Genomic DNA, 13,216 nt, shown 5'->3' with positions numbered 1-13,216 from the left:
CAAATTTATAATTACTTATCATCAATGTGGGTTAATCTTTTGTTAAAGCAAAGCGATACTATCTTAAACAAAACATAATGTTTTGTTCAATTTAAAACTATGAAGTTCTTTTAAGCCAATTAATTTTTTTTCTTACGCTTCTTTTTTTTCTTTTTAGCCTCTTTAGGGTCCCATTTACCCTTGACAGCATCCATGATCTCTTCCATATTTTCTTCGGAAACAATAGCTTTTAAATCTGAAAAATGGGTATCATCTAACTTTTGAACATAGGCTTTTCTTTCAAAATCACGAAGAGATAACATATTAATCTTCTGGTATTCCTCAAAGTAAGATTCCATAGATTGAACAATAATTTCCTTCTGAAAATCATCAACTTTAAGAGTGGCTACAAAATCTGTGATATATTCCTTTTTCTTCTGTTCCATTTCTGCTTCGTATTTAAGCCTTTGTTTCTCTTCCAAAGCTTGGGAAAAACCATTACTAATAAACAACACTGTGCAAAAAACTGAGATCAATATTCTTTTCATTACGTACTAATTATATGATATTTAATATATGTTCTGGCGGACGACCAACAACAGCTTTCCTGCCATTTATTACGATTGGTCGCTCTATTAATTTAGGATGGGCAACCATAGCTTTTATAATTTCACCATCGGTTAGCGATTTATTTCTATAATCAGATTTCCAAATCGCTTCGTTTTTACGAATTAAATCTATCGGTTTAATTTCCAAAAGAGAAATGATGTGTTTCATTTTTTCTTCGGAAATTGGCTCATCCAGATACTTTACTACTTCAAAATCTTTGCCAGAATTTTCTAATAGTGCCAAACCTTGTCTGGATTTGCTGCATCTTGGATTGTGAAGTATGGTGATCATAGCTTTTTTAAAATTATAATTCGTTAGGGTTTTCATCTTTTTGTCCCATCATCATTAAATAAGATTTAAGGAAAGGTTCAATATTGCCATCCAAAACAGCATCTACATTTCCAGTTTCATGAGCAGAGCGTACATCTTTAATTAGCTTATAAGGATGTAAAACGTAATTTCTAATCTGGCTTCCCCATTCAATTTTCATTTTTCCTGCCTCGATATCCTCACGTTGTGCCAGTTGCTTTTGTAACTCTATTTCGTAGAGTTGCGATTTCAGCATCTGCATAGCACGAGATCGGTTATCGTGTTGAGAGCGTGTTTCCGAACATTGTATTTGAATTCCCGTTGGCTTATGTAGTAGTTGTACCTTAGTTTCTACTTTATTCACATTTTGCCCACCAGCACCACTGGAGCGTGCAGTCGTAATTTCAATATCTGCAGGATTGATATCAATTTCTATAGTATCATCCACTAAAGGATATACGTAAACAGAAGCAAAACTTGTATGGCGTTTCGCATTACTATCAAATGGTGAAATTCTTACCAAACGATGTACGCCATTCTCACCTTTTAACCAACCAAAAGCATAATCGCCTTCAATTTCTAAAGTAACTGTTTTTATACCTGCAACATCTCCTTCTTGAAAGTTAAGTTCCTTGACTTTAAAACCGCTCTTTTCAGCATACATTAAATACATACGCATCAACATACTTGCCCAATCACAAGATTCTGTGCCACCCGCTCCAGCGGTAATTTGCAATACAGCACTAAGTGAGTCGCCTTCTTCCGAAAGCATATTTTTAAACTCTAATTTCTCTATGAGCTCTAAAGCTTTGTCGTATCTTTCTTGAACATTCTCTGCAGTGGCTTCGTCTTCTTTAAAGAATTCATAGATGACTTCAAGATCTTCAATGAGTGTAGTTGAGGTTTTATAATCCTCTACCCAAGCTTTCTTGGTTCTTAAAGATTTCATCACTAATTCTGCTTCTTTGGAATCGTTCCAGAAATTTGGGTCAAATGTTTGTTCCTCTTCGTTAGAAATTTCTATTAATTTGGCATCTATGTCAAAGATAGTGCCTTAGTTTATCAAGGCGTGTATTGAGATCTTTAATTTGATCTGATGTTATCATTGTGAATAATTTTAGGCGAAATTAATATTAATATTGTTCAGCAGAAAATTTAAATAGCAATATGTTGATTTCAGCTTTATAATTTTCCGAAGAAAAATCAACACATACTTAGTTTTGTATGTCACTAACGTTTACTTAAAATTAACTAAATTTAGATTTTAAAGTCAACTATGAAGAGATATATACTTTTTGCAACAACTGTTTTGATTTTCTCAAATGTATTTTCACAAGTTTTAAAGACTAAGGAATTAAAGGGTTATAACGGTTTTTTCAACTTTCATTATGAAGAATCTAAAGATAAAATCTACCTCGAGGTTAAAGATTTGAATAAAGAATTTCTATACGTTAATTCTTTGGCAACAGGAGTTGGGTCTAACGATATTGGACTGGATCGTGGGCAATTAGGCCAAGAGCGATTGGTAAAATTTGAAAAAGCAGGAAATAAATTATTATTGGTACAACCAAATTTAGGATATCGAGCAATTACCGATAACGAGTTAGAGAAAAAAAGTATAGAACAGGCATTTGCAAAATCTGTACTTTTTGGATTTGAAATCATAGAAACCAATAACGGAAGTCACATCATCGACCTCACACCTTTTCTATTGGAAGATGCCCATGATGTTACAAATCGATTAAAAGGAGAAGGTTCTTACAAAATAGACTTAACAAAAAGTGCACTATCACTAGAGCGCACTAAAGCGTTCCCAAAAAACGTTGAGTTTGAAGCTTTACTAACGTTTAAAGGTGATGCTAAAGGTTCAAATATCAAAAGCGTCACACCAACATCGTCATTGGTGAGCGTGATACAGCATCACAGTTTTATAGAATTACCAGATGATGGATATAAAATGCGAGAATTTGATGTGCGAAGTGGAGCCATCTCCATGTCTTATTTAGATTACGCAACGCCAATTCAAGAACCCATTAAAAAACGTTTCATCATTCGTCATCGTTTGGAAAAGAAAAATCCTGATTCCATCATTAGTGAAGCTAAAGAACCAATTATTTATTATCTGGACCCTGGTACACCAGAGCCTGTGCGCTCTGCTTTACTTGAAGGTGCACGTTGGTGGAACGAAGCCTACGAGAATATCGGTTTTAAAGACGCTTTTCAAGTGAAGATGTTGCCCGAAAATGCAGACCCTATGGATTGTCGCTACAACGTCATCCAATGGGTACATCGCTCCACACGAGGCTGGAGTTATGGTGGGAGTGTGGTTGACCCTCGAACTGGCGAAATCATAAAAGGGCATGTGAGTTTAGGAAGTTTACGAATTCGACAGGACTTTATGATTGCCCAAGCCTTGATGAACAAACCGTTTGCAGAGCGAGACGATAATTACCAGCCAATGTTGGATATGGCTTTGGCCAGAATTCGTCAATTGAGTGCTCATGAAGTTGCTCATACCATTGGGTTTGCACACAATTTTGCTGCGAGTACCAATAATCGAGCTTCGGTGATGGATTATCCGCATCCTGCGATTTCTATTTCCGACGGAAACATCAACTTAAATGACGCTTATGCTGTTGGAATTGGCGCTTGGGACAAAGTAACAGTTGCCTATTCATATTCAGAATTTGATAATATTATAAACGAAAAAGATCAATTAAACAGCATCTTAAAAAGTGCTGATGCTGCAGGTATGCAATTCATTTCAGATAGTGACGCCAGAGCGCAAGGAGGCGCACATGCTTTTGCTCAATTGTGGGACAATGGGAAAAGCGCTTCCGAAGAATTAGAACATGTACTCAACGTGAGAGCGTTGGCAATTTCAAATTTTTCTTCGGAAAATATTCGTGAAGGTGAACCCTATTCGGTTTTAGAGGATGTTTTTGTACCGCTTTATTTTTTCCATCGTTACCAAGTGGAAGCTGCCACGAAAGTGGTTGGCGGATTGGATTATAATTATGCTGTAAAAGGAGATGGTCAAAGTGTTGTAGAACCTGTTGATGAAAAAACACAAAAGGAAACCTTAACTCAAATTTTAAAGACGATTTCTGCGGAAGCGTTAGCAATTCCGAAGTCAACATTAAAATTATTCCCACCACGAGCTTACACTTATGGTAGAACGCGAGAATCGTTTAAAGGAAAAACTGGAGTTGCATTCGACCCAATGAGTGCTGCGGTAACTGCGAGTGATATGACTTTGGGGTTGCTATTACATCCACAACGTGCCAACCGTATTCTTCAACAAAAGAGTTTTGATGACAAACAATTGGGATTGGATGAGTTGTTTGATGAGGTTTTGAAAAATTCCTTCGGAAAGCGTTTTGATGATGCTTATAAAGACGATATTCAGCAATTAATAAACGAAAGAGTTTTATTGCATTTAATGAATTTAGCAAATAGTGATCAATCTTTTTTTCAAGTAAAAGCAAAGGCAAATGATGCTATAAATTCCATTTTTAGAGATTATCTTTCAGACAAAAAGAAACCTTCTCTTTATGCAAATCAATTTGCAATGTTAATTAGGGAATTTAGAGAACACCCAGAAAAATTTAAAATGGAAAACGCACCAAAAATACCAGATGGTTCACCAATTGGCAGCGATTTTTGTAATTATAATGAAAATTAAAATATGATTATAGATTTAAGAAGCGATACTGTTACAAAACCAACTAAAGGCATGTTAGATGCGATGATGAATGCGCAAGTTGGAGATGATGTTTATAAAGAAGATCCATCGGTCAACGCGTTAGAAGAACGTCTGGCCAAAATGTTTGGTAAAGACCAAGCCTTATTTTTCCCAACAGGAAGTATGGCAAATCAAACCGCTTTAAAATTGCACACCAACCCTGGAGAGCAGGTGATTTGCGATAAATATGCACATATTTATAATTATGAAGGTGGAGGAGCGTCCTTTAATAGTGGGATTTCATGTAAACTCATAGACGGTCACAGAGGCATGTTTACTGCAAATCAAGTTGTGGAATCTATAAACCCACCAGATTTTTATCATAGCCCATTAACGACATTAGTAGAAATTGAAAATACGACTAATAAAGGAGGAGGAGCATGTTGGGATTTTGAAGAACTGAAACGTATCAAAGCAGTTTGTGACAAACATAATTTGGGCTACCATTTGGATGGTGCACGTTTTTGGAATGCACTCGTTGCCAATAAAGAAACAACAGAAGACTACGGAATGTTGTTTGACACGATTTCGGTATGTTTGAGTAAAGGTTTGGGTTGCCCAATAGGTTCTGTTCTAATTGGCAATAATGATATTATGAAAGGCGCAATGAGAGTCCGAAAAATTTTAGGAGGAGGAATGCGTCAAGTTGGGTATTTGGCTTCTGCAGGTTTGTATGCTTTAGATCATCATTTAGAACGACTGACCGAAGACCACAAAAAAGCGAAAGAGATTGGTGAGGTATTAGGTAATTTATCCATCATTAAAAAAGTAGAGCCAATCGAAACCAATATCGTGATTTTTGAATTGGAGCCTCACGTTGATGAAAGTGAGTTTTTAAAGCAATTATCAAACAAGAATATTCAAATTATCGGTATGGGAAGTAACAAACTTCGTATGGTCACGCATTTGGATTATACAGATGTGATGCATGACCGTTTGTTTGAAATTCTCAACAAATTTAATAGAAGGAAGATGTTCTAAATATTTAAGAAGTCTAATTTATTTAAACATATCCATCCCAGGAATATTAGGCATGCCTTCTTTGGCAACAGCAGCAACTTCGCTTTCGTGAACAGAGGTTGCACGTTCAATAGCTTTATTAATGGTTAAGATGAGATAATCTTCTAACATATCTTTATCCTCCAATAGCTCATCATCAATATCAATAGACTTTAAAGTGCGATTTGCTGTAATCGTGACTTTCAACTTATCGTCATTGCTTTTTTCATCCAATAAAACGGTATGCAAACGCTGTTTTGTTTCTTCTACTTTTTTTTGGGTTTCTTTGAGTTTACCCATCATTCCCATCATATCTCCAAACATATTTCTTTTGTATTAAAATTTATCAAAAGCAAATTTAGTAAATTGCACCGCCTTTTAAAAAGAAAATGCGATTGCATTATTTTCTGAAGACATATTTATGAAAAACACCTTACTAGCTCCTGTTGCGAGAATAATTCCGAAGGAATTAATTAAACATAACGATACAAGAATTGATAATTATTTTTGGCTCAACCAAAGAGAAGATCAAAATGTACTGGATTATCTCAACGACGAAAATAGTTTTTACGAACAAGAAACAGCGCATACCAAAGAGTTCGAGAAATCACTCTTTGAAGAAATGAAAGCTAGAATTAAAGAAGACGATTCTTCTGTGCCCTATAAATACAATGGGTATTGGTACATCGTGCGTTATGAAAAAGGTAAGGGATATCCCATTTATACACGAAAAAAAGAAACATTAGATGCTGAGGAAGAACTGCTTTTTGATTGTAACAAAATGGCAGAAGGCGAAACCTACTTTAGATTGGTAGGTATAAGTGTGAGTCCAGATAATACAATGATTTCTTTTGGTATTGATCTTACGGGAAGACGTCAATACACACTTCAAATAAAGAGTTTGATTACAGATGCGGTTTTTTCTGATGCAATTGAAAATACAACAGGCTCATCCACTTGGGCTAATGACAATTCAACATTATTCTATGCTAAAAAGGATGAGCAAACCTTACGCTCAAATGAGATTTTTAAACACAAAATTGGGGATTCCCAAGAAAAAGATAGCATCGTTTTTACAGAGGAAGATGATACTTTTGGAGTTGCAGTTTACAAATCAAAATCTAGAAAATACATTATAATAGCCTGTTATAGCACGCTTACAAACGAGTTTCATTTATTAGATGCAGACACTCCAAATGCTAGTTTTAAAATATTTGAACGTCGCATTCGCGGATTGGAATATAGTATTTCCCATTTTAAAGATCAATTTTACATATTGACCAATAAAGACAGTGCTACTAATTTTAAGCTCATGAAAACCCATGAGAACAAAACAGGAATCGAGAACTGGGTTGATGTGGTTGAACATCGTGATGAGGTTTTATTAGAAGACATAGAAATTTTTAAAGATTATTTGGTTATTAGTGAGCGTACAAATGGATTAAATCAAATTAGGATTACGCGTTGGGATAAAACTAAGGACTATTATTTGCCTTTTGATAATGAAACTTATACTGCAAATACAGGAACCAACGTCGATTTTGATACTGAAATTTTAAGATTTAGTTATAATTCGCTTACCACACCAGCGTCGGTTATTGATTTCAATATGAGAACAAAAGAACGTGAAATCAAAAAAGAGCAGGAAGTTTTAGATCCAACATTTGACAAGCATAATTATACATCAGAGCGATTGTGGGCAAATGCTCAAGACGGAACAAAAATCCCAATGTCTTTGGTGAGACGAAAGGACACAAAGCTAGATGGCAATGCACCTTTACTTCAATATGCCTACGGAAGTTATGGATCAACTATGGATCCTTATTTCTCCACAATTAGATTGAGTCTTTTAGACAGAGGTTTTGTTTATGTTATAGCCCATATTCGAGGGAGTGAATACTTAGGAAGAAGTTGGTATGAAAACGGAAAATTATTAAAAAAGAAAAACACTTTTACAGATTTTATAGACTGTTCTAAATATCTAATCAAAAAAAAATACACTTCAAAAGAACACTTGTATGCCATGGGAGGAAGTGCTGGCGGATTATTAATGGGAGTTATTTTAAATGAGGCACCTCAATTATACAATGGTGTCATTGCTCAAGTTCCTTTTGTAGATGTTATATCCACAATGTTAGATGATACAATACCGCTAACTACTGGAGAATATGATGAATGGGGTAATCCCAATGATAAAGAGTACTACGATTATATTAAAAGCTATTCTCCTTATGATAATTTGAAGGAACAAGACTATCCGCATATTTTGGTCACCACGGGTTTACATGATTCTCAAGTTCAATATTGGGAACCGGCAAAATGGGTTGCAAAGCTTAGAGCAGTTAAACAAAACAACAATAAATTATTTCTAAACACCAATATGGAAGCTGGTCACGGTGGCGCTTCTGGGAGATTTGAATCACTTAAAGAAGATGCCCAAGAGTTTGCCTTCTTGTTGGATTTAGAAGGAATAAATGCATAATTCGAAAAAAAATCGTAATTTTGCAAGGTTTTACGTTTCAGATTTAACACATAGGAAACTGATAAATAGCATTTATGAAAAAAGACATACAAGTATTTGATAATGTTTTACAATTAATTGGTAAAACTCCCCTCATCAAATTAAATAAGATGACTAAAGATTTTGACGGAGATTTTTATGCTAAAGTCGAAGCTTTTAATCCAGGTCACTCTTCAAAAGATAGAATTGCACTTCATATAATAGAAAAAGCTGAAAAGCAAGGTATTTTATCACCAGGCGATACAATTATTGAAACCACTTCTGGTAATACAGGTTTTAGTATCGCAATGGTAAGTATCATAAAGGGGTATAACTGTATTTTGGCTGTAAGCTCAAAATCATCTCCAGATAAAATAGACATGTTAAAATCTATGGGAGCACAGGTTTATGTGTGTCCAGCAAACGTAAGTGCAGATGATTCTCGTTCTTATTACCAAGTAGCAAAACGTTTACACAATGAGATCAAAGGCTCTGTTTATATCAATCAGTATTTTAACGAACTTAATTTAGACGCTCATTACCATTCTACTGGTCCAGAAATTTGGGAACAGACCGAAGGTGAGATTACACACCTTGTAGCTTGCAGTGGAACGGGAGGGACAATCTCTGGAATTTCTAAATATCTGAAAGAGCAAAACCCTAACGTTAAAGTGATTGGTGTTGATGCTTTTGGGTCTGTGTTGAAAAAATATCATGAGACACGTGAATTTGATGAAAAAGAAATTTATCCGTATCGTATAGAAGGTTTAGGTAAAAACTTAATTCCTACAGCTACAGATTTTGACTTAATCGATAAGTTCATAAAAGTAACCGATGAAGAAAGTGCTCACACAGCACGAGAAGTTTCTAAAACAGAAGGATTGTTTGTGGGTTACACAAGTGGAGCAGCAATGCAAGCCTTAAAACAACTTAATGAAGAAGGAGAGTTCAAAAAAGGAGATAAAGTAGTTGTTATCTTTCCAGATCATGGATCGCGTTATATGAGTAAAGTCTACAGTGATAAGTGGATGGAAGCTCAGGGATTTTTTGATAGTAAAAGTGAAGTTTCCGAGAAAATTCAGTATATAAAATAAAAACTACTCAAGTTTATATAAAAACCTATTGCGAAACATTGTAATAGGTTTTTTTTTATTTAGGGTATTTATGAACAGAGGTTTATAAAAATATTATGCCATCATAATTTAATTAACTAATTTTGCATCAAATGTGTCTCTTAATTTTTATGATCAAAAATTAAACCCTATGGCACGTTCAACTAACATTTAAGACTAAAAACTGACTTATTAATGAAGGATTTATTTGAAAAGATATATAAGGACAAGGGACCATTAGGGAAATGGGCTTCACAGGCAGAAGGATATTTCGTGTTTCCAAAATTAGAAGGAGAAATTTCTAATAGAATGAAATTTCAAGGAAAGGAAGTAATTACTTGGAGTATTAATGATTATTTGGGATTGGCAAATCATCCTGAAGTTAGAAAAATCGATGCTGAAGCAGCTGCACAATATGGCTCTGCTTACCCAATGGGAGCAAGAATGATGTCTGGCCATACAGAACTTCATGAACAATTACAAAACGAACTTGCAGCATTTGTAAACAAAGAAGCAGCTTATTTATTGAACTTTGGTTATCAAGGTATGGTGTCAACCGTAGATGCTTTGGTGTCAAAAGATGATATTATTGTTTATGATGTAGATGCTCACGCTTGTATTATTGATGGTGTTCGTCTACATATGGGTAAACGTTTTACCTATAAACATAATGATGTTGAAAGTCTTGAGAAAAACCTAGAGCGTGCTACTAAAATGGCAGAGCAAACAGGTGGTGGTATTTTGGTTATTTCTGAAGGTGTCTTCGGAATGCGAGGCGAACAAGGTCGCTTAAAGGAAATTGTAGCGCTTAAAAAGAAATATAACTTTAGACTATTCGTGGATGATGCTCACGGTTTTGGAACTCTAGGAAAGACGGGAGCTGGAGCAGGTGAAGAGCAAGGTGTACAGGATGACATTGATGTTTATTTTGCAACTTTTGCTAAATCTCTAGCTAGTACAGGAGCTTTTATTGCTGCAGATCAAGAAATTATAGATTATTTAAAATATAACTTACGTTCTCAAATGTTTGCTAAATCGTTACAAATGCAACTCGTTGTAGGTGCACTAAAACGTTTAGATATGTTAAGAACAATGCCAGAATTAAAGGAAAACCTTTGGAAGATAGTGAATGCCTTACAATCTGGTCTAAGAGAAAGAGGTTTTGATATTGGTACTACGCAAAGTTGTGTAACGCCAGTATATTTAAAAGGAAGCATTCCAGAAGCGATGGCTTTGGTTCGTGATCTACGCGAAAACTACGGAATCTTTTGTTCGATTGTTGTGTATCCTGTAATTCCGAAGGGATTAATTCTTTTAAGAATGATACCAACCGCAACGCATACATTACAAGATGTGTCTGACACACTTGATGCCTTTGATGCAATTAGAGAACGATTGGTAAATGGTACTTATAAACGCTTATCTGCTGCGGTTATGGCTGCAATGGGTGAGTAGATAAAAAATAAATTATTTTATAAATTCCGATTTTGTTTTAAAAAATAGAATCGGAATTTTTTATGCTTTTTTCTCAGTTTTTTTATAGATAGTCTCCACAAGAAAACAAAAAATAACTATCGAAATTGCAACAATAACTCCTGTTTTATTGCTTTGAAACTGTTTAATTATTAAAACAATCAAGGATAATGCGCAAAGAATAAAACCAGTTAACGGAATCCATTTTTTAGAATTTATCTTTTCTGAAATTTTAAAACCAGTATAATTTACAGTTGCAAAAATAATTAGAAAACCTACACTTCCTGCGGTAGAAATGCTTTCCAGATTTAAAAAATTAACTAAAATCAATGTAGCAATCATTGTTATGATCAATCCAATAGGTTGGTTCCAAAGTTTACTGGTAAGTTCGTGCGGTAGTTCATCATCTTTTGCGATAACATAGCTTACACGACTGCCACCATAAAGTGTTGCGTTAATAGCAGAGAACGTAGAAATGAGTGCTGCAATGGTCATAATTGTGAATCCCACTTTGCCCAACATGGGTTTTGAAGCTTCTGCAAGCACATATTCCTCAGCAGATTTTATACTTTCAAACGAAAGTGAACCAACGGTAACAATTGAGATTATGATGTACAAAAGAATTACAAAACCAACTGAATAGTAAAACGCTTTTGGAATGTTTTTTTCAGGGTTTATAATATCTGCTCCCGCATTGGCAATCAGTTCAAAACCTTCGTAAGCTACAAAAATTACCATTCCAGCGGTGAGAATCTGTATTGGACTTTCCCAGTTCTTGGTTGAAAGTTGTGTTAGATTTGCATTTCCGAAGAGACCATAGATACCTATGCCAATAAACGCAATAAGGATAACGAGTTTTATGGCTACGGAATAAGACTCTATACTAGAAACCACTTTTACACTATAATAATTAATAATGGTTGCGATAATTATAATAGCACTAGAATAGATATGTTGATCAACAGTAGTATCATGAGTAATTTCTAAAAGGTTTGGCGCATATGATCCAAATGCAGATGCATATAGGGAGAGCATTATGATGTAGCTCACCCAAAGTAGATTATTTATAGAGCCACTAAAAATTGATCGACCAAAACCTTGGTTTATAAATTTGACTGTACCACCACTATCTGGAAATTTCAAGGTAAGTTTTACGTAAGAATATGAAGTTATAAACGCCACGATACCTGCAAAAAGAAAAGCTATGGGAGTTGCACCTTTTGATAGTGTTACAGCTAAACCCAGCACAGCAAATATACCACCACCAACCATACCGCCAATACCGATAGAAATAGCATTTTTTAAACTTATTTTGTCAGACATACGATTTCTCTTTTAAAGCAATATGTTGCAAAATTAAAGCAATCTGTTACAAAGATTTTCTGAACGTTTTTCTCCTTTTGTAGACAAGAGGGTCAAAATGTTTCCAAATTTTATGAATAGCTTCATTATCTTCTAACTCTGGAGTTCTATAGCATGTTTGTATACCAAGCTCTGTAAATGTCTCGTAATATTCGTTAAATATAACTGCGTGTACGCCTTTGTTTTGATAATTTGGATGTATGCCTATTAAATAAAAAATAACGTCCTTACTGTTTTTTTTCGCATTTAAAATATGTCCAAACCCAAAAGGAAGCAATTTACCATTTGCTTTTTGCAAGGCTTTGGCAAATGCAGGCATAACGATTGCAAAACCAACTAATTCATCATCTTTGTCAACAACAAATTTGATGTATTCTGGGTTTACAAAACTTATAAATTTCTTTTTGAAATATTCCTTTTGGATATCTGTAATGGCAACAAAAGAGGATAAAGAAGAATAGCTCTCATTAAATAAATCAAACATCTTATCTGCATAGGGCATGACCTCTGATGTTTTTGTGAATTTCAAGGCTGTTAGGTTATAACGACGCTTAATGAGTTCTTGAGCTTTTTTGAAAAATTCTGGTTTTACGTTTTCAAAAGGGAATTTGCTCTCTGAGTAACTTTTTTCTACAGTATAACCCAATGCTTTGTAATGATCAACGTAATAAGGATGGTTATACCAAGTGATCATTGGTGCTATGCTTTCAAAACCTTCGGTCATTACACCAACTTTGTCTAAGTTTGAAAAACCTACAGGACCTTCGGTATATTCTAATTGATGTTCTTTGCCTATTCGTTGTACCTCTTCTATTAAAGCTTTTGAAACGTCCTTATCGTCTATGAAGTCAAACCAGCCAAAACGCATTTTTTTTTGGTTTTGTCCTTTCACTTCCAGCCAGTTCACAATAGCTGCAACACGACCAACAATCTCATTGTTCTTATAGGCTAAGAAAAAACGAGCCTCAGCATCTTTAAAAATGGGATTTTTATCTTTATCAAAGGTTTCTAATTCTTGCTTTATAATTGGAGGTACCCAATATTTTGAATTTTTGTAGAGTTTAAAGGGAAATTTCACAAAATCCCTTAATTCTTTTTTTGAATGAATTTCTTTTACAGTAATCATAG

The 13,216-nt window shown here is 34.7% G+C and carries 11 protein-coding genes; 5 read left to right on the top strand and 6 right to left on the bottom strand.

Annotated elements, in window-relative coordinates; all coding sequences use genetic code 11:
• Positions 1-119 precede the first annotated feature (119 nt).
• From GQ40_RS05975 to prfB, 3 genes are all read right to left on the bottom strand, one after another.
• Positions 120-527 (bottom strand): hypothetical protein, encoded by a 408-nt coding sequence (locus tag GQ40_RS05975; protein ID WP_156115526.1) that lies wholly within the window; start codon positions 525-527, stop codon positions 120-122.
• Between the two features lie 10 nt (positions 528-537).
• Entirely contained in the window at positions 538-879 is a 342-nt protein-coding gene (arsC, locus tag GQ40_RS05970; protein ID WP_047551553.1) for an arsenate reductase (glutaredoxin), read from the bottom strand.
• A 13-nt stretch (positions 880-892) separates the two neighbouring features.
• A protein-coding gene (gene prfB, locus GQ40_RS05965; protein ID WP_156115525.1) for a peptide chain release factor 2 occupies positions 893-2,003 on the bottom strand; the annotation gives its coding sequence in 2 pieces (ribosomal slippage) (positions 893-1,939 and positions 1,941-2,003; 1,110 coding nt in all).
• Positions 2,004-2,173: 170 nt separating this feature from the next.
• Between prfB and GQ40_RS05960 the strand changes: the two genes are divergently transcribed.
• A complete protein-coding gene (locus tag GQ40_RS05960; RefSeq protein WP_047546636.1) occupies positions 2,174-4,582 on the top strand; it encodes a zinc-dependent metalloprotease in 2,409 nt (802 codons plus the stop codon).
• A gap of 3 nt (positions 4,583-4,585) precedes the next feature.
• Positions 4,586-5,623 (top strand): threonine aldolase family protein, encoded by a 1,038-nt coding sequence (locus tag GQ40_RS05955; RefSeq protein ID WP_047546634.1) that lies wholly within the window; start codon positions 4,586-4,588, stop codon positions 5,621-5,623.
• An 18-nt stretch (positions 5,624-5,641) separates the two neighbouring features.
• Here GQ40_RS05955 and GQ40_RS05950 read toward each other — a convergent pair whose 3' ends face one another.
• A complete protein-coding gene (locus GQ40_RS05950) occupies positions 5,642-5,965 on the bottom strand; it encodes a YbaB/EbfC family nucleoid-associated protein (protein WP_047546632.1) in 324 nt (107 codons plus the stop codon).
• Positions 5,966-6,062: 97 nt separating this feature from the next.
• Here GQ40_RS05950 and GQ40_RS05945 point away from each other — a divergent pair, with 97 nt between their 5' ends.
• From GQ40_RS05945 to GQ40_RS05935, 3 genes are all read left to right on the top strand, one after another.
• A complete protein-coding gene (locus GQ40_RS05945) occupies positions 6,063-8,123 on the top strand; it encodes a S9 family peptidase (protein WP_047546631.1) in 2,061 nt (686 codons plus the stop codon).
• 74 nt (positions 8,124-8,197) lie between these two features.
• Entirely contained in the window at positions 8,198-9,235 is a 1,038-nt protein-coding gene (locus tag GQ40_RS05940) for a PLP-dependent cysteine synthase family protein (RefSeq protein ID WP_047546629.1), read from the top strand.
• A gap of 213 nt (positions 9,236-9,448) precedes the next feature.
• Positions 9,449-10,708 (top strand): aminotransferase class I/II-fold pyridoxal phosphate-dependent enzyme, encoded by a 1,260-nt coding sequence (locus GQ40_RS05935; protein WP_047546627.1) that lies wholly within the window; start codon positions 9,449-9,451, stop codon positions 10,706-10,708.
• 60 nt (positions 10,709-10,768) lie between these two features.
• Here GQ40_RS05935 and GQ40_RS05930 read toward each other — a convergent pair whose 3' ends face one another.
• Both GQ40_RS05930 and GQ40_RS05925 read right to left on the bottom strand, forming a co-directional pair.
• On the bottom strand, positions 10,769-12,049 hold the full coding sequence (locus GQ40_RS05930) for an APC family permease (RefSeq protein WP_047546626.1): 1,281 nt from the start codon (positions 12,047-12,049) through the stop codon (positions 10,769-10,771).
• 46 nt (positions 12,050-12,095) lie between these two features.
• Positions 12,096-13,214, bottom strand: coding sequence for a hypothetical protein (locus GQ40_RS05925; RefSeq protein WP_047551550.1), 1,119 nt, complete (start codon positions 13,212-13,214; stop codon positions 12,096-12,098).
• Positions 13,215-13,216: the final 2 nt, after the last annotated feature.

Source organism: Psychroserpens sp. Hel_I_66 (assembly GCF_000799465.1).
Lineage (GTDB): Bacteria > Bacteroidota > Bacteroidia > Flavobacteriales > Flavobacteriaceae > Psychroserpens.
Note: the sequence above shows the minus strand (reverse complement) of the source record. Positions and strands in the feature narration are given on the sequence as shown.